Genomic DNA, 14,286 nt, shown 5'->3' with positions numbered 1-14,286 from the left:
AACACCCTGCCCGACCTCGGCGGGCGCAACGACGAAATCGGCGATCTCGCTCTGGCGCTCCAGGAAATGACCCAGGCCCTATGGGACAGGCTCGATGCCATCGACCGCTTCGCCGCCGACGTGGCGCACGAGATCAAGAATCCCCTGTCCTCCCTGCGCAGTGCCGTCGAGACGGTCCAGGTGGTTTCCGATCCGGCCCAGAAGGCCAAGCTGATGACCATCATCCAGGATGACGTGAAGCGCCTGGACCGGCTGATCAGCGACATTTCCGAGGCCTCGCGCCTGGATGCCGAACTGTCGCGCGCCGAGATGACCTCGGTCGACCTGGCCGACATGCTGGAGGCGCTGGTGGACGTCCATGCCCATACGGCCCCCCCGGGCGCCCCCAGGCTTACCCTGGAATGCTCCGCGGCGGCCGTGGTGGACGGCATGGAAGACCGTCTGGTGCGGGTCTTCCGCAACCTGATCGGCAACGCCATCTCCTTCAGCCCCGCCGGAAGCGAGATCCATCTGACGGTCGCCGCCGGCCCGCCGGGCATGGCGGAGGTATGCGTCGAGGACCAGGGCCCCGGCATCCCCGCCGGCAAGGAGGAGGCGATCTTCGAGCGCTTCTACAGCGAACGGCCCAAGGGCGAGAAATTCGGCACCCATTCGGGTCTCGGGCTGTCGATCTCGCGCCAGATCGTCGAGGCCCACAACGGTACCATCTTCGCCGAGAACCGCCTGGAGGGCGGCGCCCGCTTCGTGGTCCGCCTGCCGCTCAATCCTACTCCTTGATGCGCTCGATATCGGCGCCACAGGCGGAGAGTTTCTCTTCCAGGCGCTCGTAGCCGCGGTCAAGGTGATAGACCCGGTTGACGACCGTCTCTCCCTGGGCCGCCAGGCCGGCCAACACCAGCGACACCGAGGCCCGCAGATCGGTCGCCATCACCGGCGCGCCGGACAGCTTCTTGACGCCGCGCACGATGGCCGAGGCGTTGTGCACGTTGACGTTGGCTCCCATGCGGCAAAGCTCGGGGACGTGCATGAAGCGGTTCTCGAAGATGGTCTCGGTAATCATCGAGGCGCCTTCGGCGACGGAAAGGAGGGCCATCACCTGGGCCTGCATGTCGGTGGGAAAGCCCGGGAAGGGCTCGGTCATCACGTCGATACCCTTGAGCGCCCCGTTGGTGCGCGACACCAGAAGGCCGTCGTCGGCCTCGCGGATGTCGACGCCCGCATCGCCCAACACCTTCGCCACCGATTCGATCAGGGCCAGGCGGGTACCCTTCAGCAGCAACTCGCCCCCGGTGATGGCCGCGGCCACCAGGTAGCTGCCGGTCTCGATGCGGTCGGGAACCACCGAATATTCGGCGCCGTGCAGTTCCTTGACCCCTTTGATACGGAGCGTGTCGCTGCCGATGCCCGCGATGTCGGCCCCCATCGCCACCAGGCAATGGGCCAGGTCGGTGACTTCCGGCTCGCGGGCGGCGTTGGCCAGCACCGTCTCGCCCTGGGCCAGAGTCGCCGCCATCAGCAGGTTCTCGGTGCCGCCCACGGTGACCATGGGAAAGACGATGTGGGCGCCCTTGAGACCCTTGGGGGCGGCGGCCTCGACATAGCCTTCGTTGAGAATGATCTCGGCACCCATCTGGGCCAGTCCCTTCAGGTGCAGGTCGACCGGGCGGGTACCGATGGCGCAGCCTCCGGGCAGAGAAACCCGCGCCTTGCCGAAGCGGGCCGCCAACGGCCCCAGCACCAGGACCGAGGCCCGCATGCGGCGCACCAGATCGTAGGGTGCCGTGGTCTGACGGATGGCGTTGGACCGCAAGTCGAGGACCCGGCCCAGGTTGCCGCCGTTGGAGGCATCGCCGACCATCCCGATCTCGACCCCCAGTTCGGCCAGCAGGTGGGCCATGGTCGAGATGTCGGCCAGATGGGGCAGGTTGGACAGGCGCAGCACGCCGTCAGTCAACAGGCTGGCGGCCATCAGGGGCAGGGCGGCGTTCTTGGCGCCCCCGATCTGGATGGTGCCGTGCAGCGGCTTGCCGCCGCGGATCAGGATGCGGTCCATGAAGGGAGCCCCCGGGGGGTGGTGGAACGGGAAGACTTCTTAGCGCGGCTCCTTGACGGCGACAAGAGTTCTCGACCGCTGCCGGGCCTGTTCCTTCCGCTTCTTCAGGTTGTCGCGCAGGGCCGCGGCCTGTCGGTCCTGTCGCTCTTTTTTCCGGGAAGTCTTGCCGGGGGCCTTGTCCGAAGCCATGAAACCCTTTCCCATCAAGATGTTGAAGGGGGAATCCTGGCCTGAATGGCGTGGCGCGTCAAGGGCGCTTGCCTTGGCGGAAACCCTGTGGCATGGTGCGCGCCTTCAACGCTCCCGGTGCCGCCGTAGCTCAGGGGTAGAGCACACCCTTGGTAAGGGTGGGGTCGACAGTTCAATTCTGTCCGGCGGCACCATTATCCTCCCCAGAAATCCCATGTTTCCCGCCGTTTTCCGCGACCAGCCCCGCCGGGCGGAATACATGGAATCAACCGGCGATGTGTCACCCTGACCGGGGAAATCCGTGGACTGGCGGAAGGGACGGAAAGGGCCGGATGGACTGGCTCGCGATCCGAGCGGAACCGTCGGGATCGGCAAGCCTGATCTTCTGCCTGTGCCCCTGATCGCCCCTGACATCGTCGAGGCCATCCTCGACAGCCAAGGCCAAGCGAAAATAACATTGAATATCGAAAGTAACGGCCAGATAATACCTGGATGATCGAGCGCCGCATTCTTCGCAAGGTCCAGGAGGCCCTGGCACGCCAAGCCGCGGTGGCCCTCATCGGGCCCCGGCAGGTCGGCAAGACCACGCTTGCCCACGCCGTCGCCGAAACCCGCCCTTCCCTCTACCTCGACCTGGAGATCCCCAGCGACCGCAACAAGCTCGCGGACCCGGAGCTGTTCCTCAAGGGCCACGAGGACAAGCTGGTCATCCTGGACGAAATCCACCGCGCACCCGAACTGTTCCAGACCCTGCGCGGCCTGATCGACCAGGGCCGGCGCAAGGGGCTGCGAACCGGGCGCTTCCTGGTCTTGGGATCGGCCGCCGTCGACCTTCTGCGCCAAAGCGGCGAAACCCTGGCCGGACGCCTCGAGTACGTCGACATGGGCCCCCTGGACGCCCTGGAGGTTAACGACGACGATACGGCCCTCTATCGCCTGTGGCTGCGCGGGGGCTTCCCCGACAGCTATCTCGCCGCCTCCGATGCCGACAGCCTGCGGCTGCGCCAGAGCTTCATCCGGACCTACCTGGAACGCGACGTGCCGCAGTTCGGCCCCCGCATCCCGGCGGAAACCCTGGAGCGCCTCTGGACCATGCTCGCCCACGGCCAGGGCGGCCTGCTGAACGCCTCGCGCCTGGCCTCCGGCCTGTTGGTCAGCGCGCCTACGGTGACGGGCTACATCGGCCTGCTGGTAGACCTTCTGCTGGTGCGCCGGCTGCAACCCCACCACGCCAACCTGGGCAAGCGCCTGGTCAAGTCGCCCAAGGTCTACATCCGGGACAGCGGACTGGTCCATGCCCTTCTAGGCCTGCGGGACCTGAACGACCTAGCCGGGCATCCGGTGGTCGGCCCGAGTTGGGAGGGCTTCGTGGTGGAAGCTCTGCTGGCCGTCCTGCCGGATGGTGCCAAGGCCGGCTTCTACCGCACCGCCGCCGGGGCGGAGATCGATCTGCTCATCGACCTGGGGGGCCGCAAAGGCCTGTGGGCCATCGAGATCAAGCGCGGCCTGTCGCCCCGGCCGGAGCGAGGGTTCCACCATGCCCGGCAGGACCTCAAGCCGGCCCGCGCCTTCCTGGCCCATTCCGGGCGGGACCGCTATCCCCTGGGCGAGGGCGTCGAGGCGATCGGCCTGCGCGAGTTGGCCGGGGAACTGGCGGTCGCGTGACCCGGGACCGGCGGCGGCGGAAAATCCGTGGAGTACCCGCCGGACCAGCCTGAAATCCCTGAATATCCGGGACCCGTCATCCCAACCGGCCAATGAGTCGATTCGAGGGTTGGTATGTATTAATCCTCGGATTCAGGCCTCGCCGACATCGATACATCGCCCACCAAGCCAGCCACCACTTCCGGCAGGCGGGCGAAGTCCTCCAGCACCAGATCCGCCCCCAGCTGCTCCGGCGGCATCCTCGCGTAGCCGTGGGCCGCCGCGATCACCGGCAGGCCCGCCGCCCGGCCGGCCTGCACGTCGACTTGGGAGTCGCCGACCAGCAGGGCGTCCGTGGCATCGGCACCCAGCGCCTCGACGCAGGCCAGCACGTGGCGCGGGTCCGGCTTCTTGATCCCCGGCAGGGAATCGCCGCCCACCACGACGTCGAAATAGGGCGCCAAGCCGAGGGCTTCTAGGATCTCCAGGGTTGCCGCATGGGGCTTGTTGGTGCAGACCGCCAACTTGAATCCACCTGTCTTCAGGCCTTCCAATGCCGCCTCCACGCCCGGATAGGGCCGGGTCTCGTCGGCTGCGTGGCCTTCGTAGAAGTCCAGGAACCGCGCCGCCAGACGGGGCAGATCCCCTTCCGCCAAGCCGCCGGTGGCGGTGAAGGCGCGCTCCACCAGCTTGGGCACGCCATCGCCCACCATCAGTTTGATGTGGTCGACCCCGATGGCCGGCCGCCCCTCTTCCGCCAGCAGCTTGTTGGCCGCCGTCAGCAGGTCGGGGGCGCTGTCGATCAAAGTGCCGTCCAGATCGAACACCACCGCCTTGAAACGTCCCATGATTCCGTCGTGTCCCGAAACAAAAGGTGGCTTGGCGGAAGGCCGCCCCTGTGGCAAGGTCGGGATCGGATTCTTTCCGCGATTTCCGTTTCTTCTAGACGACAGTCCGCCGATGACCAAGAGGAAAACCGCCGCCGTCATCCTCGCCGCCGGGCTGGGGACGCGCATGAAGTCCGACCTGCCCAAGGTGATGCACCGGGTGGCCGGACGGCCCATGATCCGTCACCTGATCGCCAGTCTGGCCGAACACGACCTGGAACGCACGGTGGTGGTGGTCGGCGAGGGCATGGACGCGGTCGCCGACGCCGTGGCGCCCCATCCCACGGCCATCCAGAAGGACCGCCTGGGCACCGCCCATGCGGTGCTGGCGGCCCGGGACGCGATGGCCGGATTCGATGGCGACGTGCTGATCCTTTACGGCGATACGCCCCTGATCGGTCCCGAGACGCTGGGCCGCATGCTGGCGGCCAGGCGCGCCACGCCCCACCCGGCCTTGGTGGTGCTGGGCTTCCGTCCTCGCGATCCCGGCCATTACGGAAGACTGCTGATGGGCGAGGGCGGCAGCCTGGAAGCCATCGTCGAGGCCAAGGAGGCCTCCCCGGCCCAACTGGCCATCGATCTCTGCAATTCCGGAGTAATGTGCATCGATGGCGCCCGGCTGTTCGGACTGCTCGACCGGGTGGGCAACGCCAACGCCAAGAAAGAATACTACCTGACCGACATCGTCGCCCTGGCGCGGGCCGACGGCCTGCCCTGCGCGATGGTGGAAGGCGAGGAGACCGAACTCCTGGGCGTCAACTCGCGGGCCGAGCTTGCCGCCGCCGAGGCCATCGTCCAGGCCCGCCTCCGGGCCGCCGCCCTGGCGAACGGTGCCACTCTCATCGCCCCCGAGACCGTGTTCTTCAGCCACGACACCCGGCTGGGCCGCGACGTTCTCGTCGAGCCCTTCGTCTTCTTCGGTCCCGGCGTGACGGTGGGCGACGAAGTGGAAATCCGCGCCTTTTCGCACCTGGAAGGGGCGTCGGTGGCGTCGGGAGCCCGTATCGGCCCCTACGCCCGCCTGCGCCCCGGCGCCGACATCGGGTCCGAGGCCCATATCGGTAACTTCGTCGAGGTCAAGAAGTCGACAATCGAGGAAAGGGCCAAGGTGAACCACCTGACCTATATCGGCGATGCCCGTGTAGGCGCCGGCGCCAACGTGGGGGCAGGCACCATCACCTGCAATTACGACGGCTTCTTCAAGTCCCTGACCGATATCGGCAAGGGGGCCTTCATCGGTTCCAACACCGCCCTCGTCGCCCCGGTCAAGGTGGGCGACGGGGCCATCGTGGGCGCAGGCAGCGTGATTGCCCGCGACGTGGCGCCGGACGCGCTGGCCGTCACCCGCGCCCAGCACACCGAAGTCGCGGGCTGGGCCAAGCGGTTCCGCGAGCGCAAGGCGGCCGAGAAGGCCACGGCAAAGAACCAGAAGGGGAAGAACTGAACCATGTGCGGCATCGTCGGCATCCTGGGCAAGGCCCAAGCGGCTCCGCTTCTGGTGGAGGGTTTACGGCGCCTGGAATATCGCGGATACGACTCGGCGGGCCTCGCCACCCTGGTGGACGGCCGCATCGAACGCCGCCGCGCCGAAGGCAAATTGAAGAACCTGGAGGAGCGCCTCGCCCGCGAGCCCCTGTCCGGCACCATCGGCATCGGCCATACCCGCTGGGCCACCCACGGCGTGCCCAACGAGCGCAACGCCCACCCGCACGCCACCGGGAAGGTGGCCGTGGTCCATAACGGCATCATCGAGAACTACCGCGAACTGCGCGCCGAACTGGAAGCCAAGGGCTGCAAGTTAGCCTCCGACACCGATACCGAGGTCGTGGCCCATCTGGCGACGCTCTACCTCGACGAGGGACTGGCGCCGCCCCAGGCCGCCCACGCCACACTCAAGCGCCTGGAAGGCGCCTTCGCCCTGGCCTTCCTGTTCGCCGGCCATCCCGACCTGATGGTGGCGGCACGGCGCGGCAGCCCGCTGGCCGTGGGCTTCGGCGACGGCGAGATGTTCCTGGGTTCGGACGCCCTGGCGCTCGCCCCGCTCACCCAGCGCATCATGTACCTGGAAGATGGCGACTGGGCGGTGCTGACCCCCACCGGCGCCACGGTCCACGACCTGTCGGGCGCCCCGGTCGAACGGTCGGTCAAGCGCACCGAGCTGTCGGGAGCCATGACCGGCAAGGGCGGCCATGCCCATTTCATGCTGAAGGAAATCTACGAACAGCCCCAAGTCCTGGGGGACACGCTGAATTCCTTCATCAATCCGGCAACCCGCAGCATGACCGTGCCAGGGCTGGATTTCGATCTGGCGGCCATCGATCGGGTGACCCTGATCGCCTGCGGGACTTCCCACTATGCCTGCATGACCGCCAAGTACTGGATCGAGAAGCTGGCCCGCATTCCGGTCGAGGTCGACGTGGCCTCCGAATTCCGCTACCGCGACCACATCCTTCCCAAGCACGGGCTGGCGATCTTCGTCTCCCAGTCGGGCGAGACCGCCGACACGCTCGCGGCGCTACGCGCCTGCAAGGCGGAGGGCCAGAAGACCATCTCCATCGTCAACGTGGCGGAAAGCACCATCGCCCGCGAGTCCGACGTGCCCATGGTGACCTATGCCGGGCCCGAGATCGGCGTGGCCGCCACCAAGTCCTTCACCACCCAACTCTGCACCCTGGCCTGTCTGGCCATCGTGCTGGGCAAGGCGCGCGGCACCCTGCCGCCCGAGGAGGAAGCCAAGCTGGTCGAGGCCCTGGTCGAACTGCCGTCCCGCGCCGCCGAGGTGTTGCGCCATGACGAGCACCTGCTCAAGCTGGCCATGGAACTGGCGAAAGCCCGCGACGTGCTGTTCCTCGGCCGTGGCACCAGCTTTCCCATCGCCATGGAAGCCGCATTGAAGCTGAAGGAGATTTCCTACATCCATGCCGAAGGCTTCGCGGCAGGCGAATTGAAGCATGGCCCCATCGCCCTGATCGACCCGACGATCCCGGTCATCGTGCTGGCGCCCAGCGACGCCCTGTTCGACAAGAGCGCCTCGAACATGGAGGAAGTCATCGCGCGCGGCGCGCGGGTCATCTTCTTCAGCGACGCGGAGGGCGAGAAGAAGCTGGGCCGCCTGGCCGCCGCCACGGTGACCATGCCCCAGGCCAATCCTTTCGTGTCCCCCATTCTTTACGCCATCCCGGTGCAGTTGCTGGCCTACCACACGGCGGTGCTGCGCGGCACCGACGTCGACCAGCCCCGCAACCTCGCCAAGAGCGTCACGGTAGAGTAGGCGGATAGAGAGGCTGGGGGTCGGGGCGGGCGGCGACGGCGCAAAGGCGCTGCACCACGCCCGGACAGGGGACACGCTCGACGATGCCCTGCTCGAAGGCCACCACCGAAAGGCCGTCTCCGGCCAAACGCAACAGTTCGCCTTCTTCCAGCAAGTGGGCCGGATTGCGTGGGCGGGAATAGCGCTCGTTGCCGCGGGCGAAGGTCTCGTAGATCAGCACCCCGCCCGGCGCGACGGCCGCCCGCAGGAAGGGAAACAGCGGCCGGTGCAAGTAGTTGACCACGACCACGGCGGCGAAGGTCAGCCCCTCCAAGGGCCAAGGGCCGCCATCCTCCATGTCGTGAGAGAGGATCTCGACAGCGGGACCGGCCAGATCGGCGACCGGCGCCGTGTCGCGATCGATGGCCAGAACCGGGTGCCCGCGCCCGGCGAAGAAGCGGGCATGACGCCCGCCCCCGCAAGCCAGATCGAGGACAGATCCGCCCGCCCGCACCAGCGGCGCGAAGCGCCGAACCCACGCCGATGGCTCGGAAATCGCCAAGTGTCCGGCCCGAGGCGGCCGGTCCGCGCTGTTTTCCATTTCTTAACTCTTGGCCCCTACTCTTTGACTCGCCAGGAAAAAGAGAACAGTATTTTTCTTTCGGGCGATGTGCAATGTCGGTCGTGCCATGATCCATTATCAGTTGAAGTGCGACAGCGGCCACGAGTTCGAAGCCTGGTTCCGCGATGGCGCCACCTACGAGGCGCAGGCGGTGGCCGGCGATGTCGCCTGCCCGTATTGTGGCGACACCCACGTCGCCAAGGCACCCATGGCCCCCAACATCGCCACAGGAACCCAGCGTCGCGAGATGGCCGAGGATCGGGCCCGCCAGGTGGCCGATCAGATTCTGAAGGCCGTCGACCGCCTGCGCAAGCATGTGGAGCAGGATTGCGAGTACGTGGGGGAACGCTTCGCCGAGGAAGCGCGACGCATTCACTACGGCGAGTCCGAGGAACGCGGCATTTTCGGCGAGGGTTCCGAGGAAGACGCCGCAGACCTGCGCGAAGAAGGCGTCGAATTCTACCGCCTGCCTTCCGGCATCCGCAAAAACGGCTGAAGAAGATGGCAGGTCCGGAACCCAGGGTTCTTCGTGACCGTCTTTGACGAGAACCGGCGTCAGGGTCTCGCTTGAAGGACGGTAGTGTCGGGGCGGTCGGCGGGGTTGAGGGCCAAATCGATGGCACGGATGGTCTGCGGGACATCCAGGGGCTTGGTCAGATACATGCGGAATCCGGCCTTGATGCCCCGCTCGATATCGCGGGGCATGGCACTGGCACTAAGCGCCATCACCGGGATGTCGCGGGTTTCCTCCAGGCGGCGCAGTTCGCGCAACGCGGCAAATCCGTCCATTCCGGGAAGGTTGATGTCCATCAGGATCAGGTCGGGGCGGTGGGCTCGCGCCAGCTCGATGCCGATTTCCGCGTTGGGGGCGGTAAGCATGGTCACTCCCTCGAAGCGGGCGAGGATCTGTTCCATGAGTGTCAGGTTGGCCGGGTTATCCTCCACATAGAGGATGGCATGGCGTCCCCCGATACTCGGCGGGGAGGAATCGGGGTCCGGGATCGCCGGTACGGCTGGCCGGACTTCCTCGCAGGCCAGGGGCAGTTCGAACCAGAAGGTGCTGCCCACGCCGGCTTCGCTGTCCAAACCGATGCGCCCGCCCATCATCTCGATCAAGCGCCGGGTGATGGTCAGCCCAATTCCGGTGCCTTCGATATCGCCCGCCTCGGCCCCCAGCCGGTTGAACGGCTGGAACAGGTCGGCGAGGTGTTCTTTCGGGATGCCCCGTCCGGTGTCGGCAACGACGAATTTCAACATGCCATCCTCGGTGGCGGCACAGTCCAGCGTGACCGTGCCGCCATCACGATTGTACTTGATGGCGTTGGAGCCCAGGTTGACCAGGATCTGCCTCAGCCGGACCGCATCGGCGCGGACCATGGGAACGTTCTGGGCTGTCGAGGTGCGGTCCGCCAGCACGACATTGCGCCTGGCCGCCAGGGGCGTCAGGAGATCGACGCATTCATGGACGGCCGCCACCGCATCGATGGTCTCGATGGACAGGGTGAGACCGCCGGATTCGATCTTCGACAGGTCCAAGACCTCGTTGATCAGGCCGAGCAGATGATTGCCGGCCTTGAGGATCATGTCCACGTACTCGGACTGGCTTTTCGTCAGGGCCTCGCGGGGATTGAACTGCAGGAGTTGCCCGAAACCCAGGATGCCGTTCATCGGCGTGCGCAGTTCGTGGCTCATGCTGGACAGGAACTGGGACTTGGCGCGGTTGGCGTTTTCCGCCTGCTCCTTGGCGGCTTGCAGGTCGCGGGTGCGCTCGGCGACCCGGCGTTCCAGGTCGGCGTTGAGCTGCCGCAGCTTCTCCTCGCTCTCGCGCAAGGTTTCGGAAGCCCGCTCGGTCTCGGCCAAGCGGGCCCGGATCTGGCCGACGCCGACGCCGATGGCCCCCAGCCCCAACAGCCATATCGCCATATGGGAGGCCACCAGACCCGATATCGCCGCCCATTGGGCGGCCATGTAAGGCTGCATGGGGACGCTGACGCTGACGCCGCCGCGCAAATCGCCGACCTTGAAGCCCAAGGCGCCATGGCATTTGATACAGCCTTCCTCCATGAACATGGGACGGATCAGGCGCAGATGGGGGGCGCCGTCGATGGTGGTGACCTCGACCACCTCGGGCGTGCCGGCCTGCAGCTTATGGAGCGCCGCTTCCTCCCAATCGTCCGGAACGTTGGCCGGGTTGACGGCGACCAGACCGGTGATCTTGCCGCGCACCCCGTAAAGCCGCGAGTAGTCCTCCATGAGTTGGCGAACCATGGTCGCCGGGTTGATTAGCGTGAGCAACGCTCCGCGATCGGTCATCACGTCCCGGTCCGGAATATGGTCCATGTAGGGATTGGGAGGATTTTCGTCGGAGGCCTGGACATAGACCCCGCCATGGCGGGTGCCCCATAGCCGGAAAGCCCGATCCTTGTTGAAATGGGTGACGGCTTCCTTGTGCACCAATTCAAGGGCCTGCTGGCGCTGCTGGTGGACTCCCCAGCCCAGCGAAAAGGCGATGACACAGGTCCAGGCGACAACCATGGCCACCGCGTAGCGCCGCAAGACGGAAAAGCTGTTCCTGGCGGCCGAGCCGTCCATGATCCTTCACCCCGCCGCGAAAGCGATACCGGCCCTTCTGTCCATGTAAAGCTAATAGATGGGTAATTATCTCACGCTGGCAAGGTGGTATCTACGCCGATATTGTAAAGGCCGCGAATAAACAACAAAATCCATGCGTATTAAATACGTCAGAACCTGTGCAGGCCAAGCAATAATTCAAGGTAATCCGGGTGCTCCGGCGCGAGGATGCCGTGGCGGATCAGGAAGTCGATCAGGACGACGGAACAGTTGAACTTGAATTCGTCGGTGTCGCGGACCAGGGCGACGATCTCGTCCATGGACATCAGGATGAATTCGGCGATCTCGCCGTCGGTATTGCGCGGCCGGAAATCGGCGGGAAGTTCGATGTCGTAGTTGAACAGCACGTCGCGGCGTAGGCCTTCGGGCCGTTCCAGGATGTAGGAAACGGCGCCGACAGGCAGGGCGCGACGCACCAGATCGGCCGGCATGCCGGCCTCCTCGGCGCATTCCTTGGCCAGGTTCTCGGCCAGGGTCAGGCCGGCCGGCTGGCCGCCCGCCACCATCTGATCGAGCTTGCCGGGCTCAAGAGGACGGTCGCAGGCGCGCCGTCCGATCCACATGCGCAGGCTTCCATCCGGCCCCCGGACGTAGCCGTTGAGATGCAGGCCATAAGCCAGGACGCCGAAGCGCGCCACGGCGGCCCTTTCCATGGCGAACAGGCTGGGCCGGCCGAAGCCGGCGGCGACCGGATAGAGTTCTTCCCGCCAGTGCGGGAAGTGGCCCTCCTCCCGCAGACGGCGCAGCACATGGTCGACGGCCCGGGTCCGTTCTGCGGGCGAGGCCAAGCCCGGATTCAGCACGACGGCCGCGGGAGATACGCCGAAGACGTCGGGGAAAGGCTCGATGATGCGGGCGAAATCGTCGCGGACCAAGCCGACATCGGCGTCCGCCACCCGGAAAGGCCGGTAGCGGGCAAGGTCGGCGACGTTGCAGGCGCGGATTCGGTCAAGAAAGCTCATGGGGCGATCATCGCGTTGGCGGGCCTTGAAATCAAGCGCCGGTCCGTGAGACCCTGGGACCATGAAAATCAGCGTTCGCCGCATCGGAACCGAAACCTTCGGAGTCGTCCTGGACGACACCCAGATGGTTCTGAACACGGTCGATCTGACCCTGCTGGTGACCGAGGCGACGCGGGCGCTTCGTCCCGGTTCCGGCGGGGGCGACGAGGGGCAACCGGCGGGTGGGCTGGCCGCCGAGTTCGCCCGGCGCCTGCGCCAGGCTTCCGATGTCGGCATCCAGGCCTTGCTGCGGGTAGCGGCCGAGGACGACGTGCTGGTGCTGCTGAAGCTCTGCGAACGGGACCGCGCCCTTGCCGACCTGTTGCTGCGTAACATGAGCGAGCGGTCGCGCAAGATGCTGCTCGAAGACTTGAGCTTCAAGTTCCGCGACCAAGCCCTGGCTCCCGCCGCCGCCACCGCCGCCCTGGGCCGGCTGGCCCAGATGGTCCGGCACCTGGAGGAGCAGGGGGTCAAGGTCTTTTGACCGGCTCCCCGATGACTTCTTCGGCCCTCCGGATTCTGCGGGACGTCTTCGGATTTCCGTCCTTTCGCGGAGAACAGGCGGCGGTGATCGACCACGTGGCGGCGGGCGGCGACGCCCTGGTCCTGATGCCCACCGGCGGCGGCAAGTCGCTCTGCTATCAGGTTCCGGCCCTTCTGCGCGACGGGGTGGCGGTGGTGGTCTCGCCGCTCATCGCCCTCATGCGGGATCAGGTGGAAGCCCTGCGGCAGTTGGGCGTGCGCGCCGCCGCGCTCAATTCCTCGCTGGCCTACGGGGAATCCCAGGCGGTGGAACGGGCCATGCGGGCGGGCGGGATGGACTTGGTCTACGTGGCCCCCGAAAGGCTGCTGAGCGAGCCCTTCCTCGACCTGCTGGATGGCTGCCGTATCGCGCTGTTCGCCATCGACGAGGCCCACTGCGTCTCCCAATGGGGGCACGACTTCCGGCCCGAGTACAGGCGGCTCACCGTCCTGCACCGGCGCTTCCCCGAGGTGCCGCGCATCGCGCTCACGGCCACCGCCGATGGCCCCACCCGGCGCGAGATCCTGGAACACCTGGAACTGGAAGACGGTCGCGCCTTCGTCGCCGGCTTCGACCGCCCCAACATCCGCTACCGCATCGCCGCCAAGACCGATGCGCGGCACCAATTCCTCGCCTTCCTGAAGGCGGAACATGCGGGCGAGGCGGGCATCGTCTACTGCCTGTCCAGGGCCAAGGTGGAAGAGGTGGCCGCCTGGCTGCGCTCCCAGGGGCTGGCGGCCTTGCCCTACCACGCCGGCCTGGACAAGCGGGAACGGGACGCCCACCAGGACCGCTTCCTCAAGGAGGACGGCATCGTCATGGTGGCGACGGTGGCCTTCGGCATGGGCATCGACAAGCCCGACGTGCGCTTCGTCGCCCACCTGGACCTGCCCAAAAGCCTGGAAGCCTATTACCAGGAAACCGGGCGCGCCGGGCGCGACGGCCTGCCGGCCGACGCCTGGATGGCCTACGGCATCGGCGACGTGGTCAAGCTGCGGCAGATGATCGACGGTTCCGAAGCGCCCGAGGAGCGCAAGCGGGTGGAACGCCGCAAGCTGGACGCCCTGCTGGGCTTCTGCGAGACGGTGCGTTGCCGCCGCCAGGTGCTGCTGGAATACTTCGGCGAACAGCGGGCGGAACCCTGCGGCAACTGCGACACCTGCCTGGAACCGGTGGAATCCTTCGACGGCACCGAGGCGGCGCGGATGGCCCTGTCCGCGGTCTATCGCACCGGCCAGGTGTTCGGCGCCGCCCATGTGATCGACGTGCTGCTGGGCGGCGATACGGAACGTATCCGCAAGTTCGGCCACGACCGGCTCAGCACCTACGGCATCGGCAAGGCCTTCAAACGCGAGGAATGGCGCTCCATCTTCCGCCAACTGACGGCGCTCGGGCTGCTGGAGGTGGACGTCGACGGCCATGGCGGCCTGCGCCTGGGGGCCGACACCCGCCCGGTGCTGCGGGGCGAGCAGACGGTGTATTTCCG

Annotated in this window: 13 protein-coding genes and 1 tRNA gene; 8 read left to right on the top strand and 6 right to left on the bottom strand. The window is 66.7% G+C overall.

Features of this window, described 5'->3' with window-relative positions; genetic code table 11:
• Positions 1-777: HAMP domain-containing histidine kinase (locus tag H7841_15650; protein ID MEO5338305.1), on the top strand; the 777-nt coding region annotated here is incomplete at its 5' end.
• Here the strand turns inward: H7841_15650 and murA are convergent.
• The gene (murA, locus tag H7841_15645; protein MEO5338304.1) at positions 767-2,053 is read right to left on the bottom strand and encodes a UDP-N-acetylglucosamine 1-carboxyvinyltransferase; all 1,287 of its coding nucleotides are present in this window, start codon (positions 2,051-2,053) and stop codon (positions 767-769) included. The two genes, H7841_15650 and murA, sit on opposite strands and share 11 nt — an antisense overlap.
• Before the next feature lie 39 nt (positions 2,054-2,092).
• The gene (locus tag H7841_15640) at positions 2,093-2,242 is read right to left on the bottom strand and encodes a hypothetical protein (protein MEO5338303.1); all 150 of its coding nucleotides are present in this window, start codon (positions 2,240-2,242) and stop codon (positions 2,093-2,095) included.
• 119 nt (positions 2,243-2,361) lie between these two features.
• Between H7841_15640 and H7841_15635 the strand changes: the two genes are divergently transcribed.
• Both H7841_15635 and H7841_15630 read left to right on the top strand, forming a co-directional pair.
• A tRNA-Thr gene (locus H7841_15635) sits at positions 2,362-2,436 on the top strand.
• A gap of 298 nt (positions 2,437-2,734) precedes the next feature.
• Positions 2,735-3,907, top strand: coding sequence for an ATP-binding protein (locus H7841_15630; GenBank protein ID MEO5338302.1), 1,173 nt, complete (start codon positions 2,735-2,737; stop codon positions 3,905-3,907).
• Positions 3,908-4,026: 119 nt separating this feature from the next.
• Here H7841_15630 and gph read toward each other — a convergent pair whose 3' ends face one another.
• A complete protein-coding gene (gene gph / locus H7841_15625) occupies positions 4,027-4,734 on the bottom strand; it encodes a phosphoglycolate phosphatase (GenBank protein ID MEO5338301.1) in 708 nt (235 codons plus the stop codon).
• Positions 4,735-4,846: 112 nt separating this feature from the next.
• Here gph and glmU point away from each other — a divergent pair, with 112 nt between their 5' ends.
• Positions 4,847-6,217 carry a bifunctional UDP-N-acetylglucosamine diphosphorylase/glucosamine-1-phosphate N-acetyltransferase GlmU gene (gene glmU / locus H7841_15620; protein ID MEO5338300.1) on the top strand — a complete coding sequence of 457 codons (1,371 nt, stop codon included), beginning with the start codon at positions 4,847-4,849 and terminating at the stop codon, positions 6,215-6,217.
• Positions 6,218-6,220: 3 nt separating this feature from the next.
• Positions 6,221-8,044, top strand: a complete 1,824-nt coding sequence (gene glmS, locus H7841_15615) for a glutamine--fructose-6-phosphate transaminase (isomerizing) (protein ID MEO5338299.1) — start codon at positions 6,221-6,223, stop codon at positions 8,042-8,044.
• On the opposite strand, the gene H7841_15610 is transcribed toward glmS, so the two are convergent.
• The gene (locus H7841_15610; protein ID MEO5338298.1) at positions 8,031-8,624 is read right to left on the bottom strand and encodes a class I SAM-dependent methyltransferase; all 594 of its coding nucleotides are present in this window, start codon (positions 8,622-8,624) and stop codon (positions 8,031-8,033) included. The two genes, glmS and H7841_15610, sit on opposite strands and share 14 nt — an antisense overlap.
• A gap of 88 nt (positions 8,625-8,712) precedes the next feature.
• Between H7841_15610 and H7841_15605 the strand changes: the two genes are divergently transcribed.
• Entirely contained in the window at positions 8,713-9,141 is a 429-nt protein-coding gene (locus H7841_15605; GenBank protein ID MEO5338297.1) for a DUF1178 family protein, read from the top strand.
• Between the two features lie 59 nt (positions 9,142-9,200).
• Here H7841_15605 and H7841_15600 read toward each other — a convergent pair whose 3' ends face one another.
• Both H7841_15600 and H7841_15595 read right to left on the bottom strand, forming a co-directional pair.
• The gene (locus H7841_15600; protein MEO5338296.1) at positions 9,201-11,237 is read right to left on the bottom strand and encodes an ATP-binding protein; all 2,037 of its coding nucleotides are present in this window, start codon (positions 11,235-11,237) and stop codon (positions 9,201-9,203) included.
• A 149-nt stretch (positions 11,238-11,386) separates the two neighbouring features.
• Positions 11,387-12,238, bottom strand: a complete 852-nt coding sequence (locus H7841_15595) for a DUF4743 domain-containing protein (GenBank protein MEO5338295.1) — start codon at positions 12,236-12,238, stop codon at positions 11,387-11,389.
• Positions 12,239-12,299: 61 nt separating this feature from the next.
• On the opposite strand from H7841_15595, the gene H7841_15590 reads away from it, so the two are divergent.
• Entirely contained in the window at positions 12,300-12,761 is a 462-nt protein-coding gene (locus H7841_15590) for a hypothetical protein (protein ID MEO5338294.1), read from the top strand.
• A gap of 11 nt (positions 12,762-12,772) precedes the next feature.
• Positions 12,773-14,286: DNA helicase RecQ (gene recQ, locus H7841_15585; GenBank protein MEO5338293.1), on the top strand; the 1,514-nt coding region annotated here is incomplete at its 3' end.

Source organism: Magnetospirillum sp. WYHS-4, from assembly GCA_039908345.1.
Lineage (GTDB): Bacteria > Pseudomonadota > Alphaproteobacteria > Rhodospirillales > GLO-3 > JAMOBD01.
This window is presented reverse-complemented; position numbering and strand designations above follow the sequence as displayed.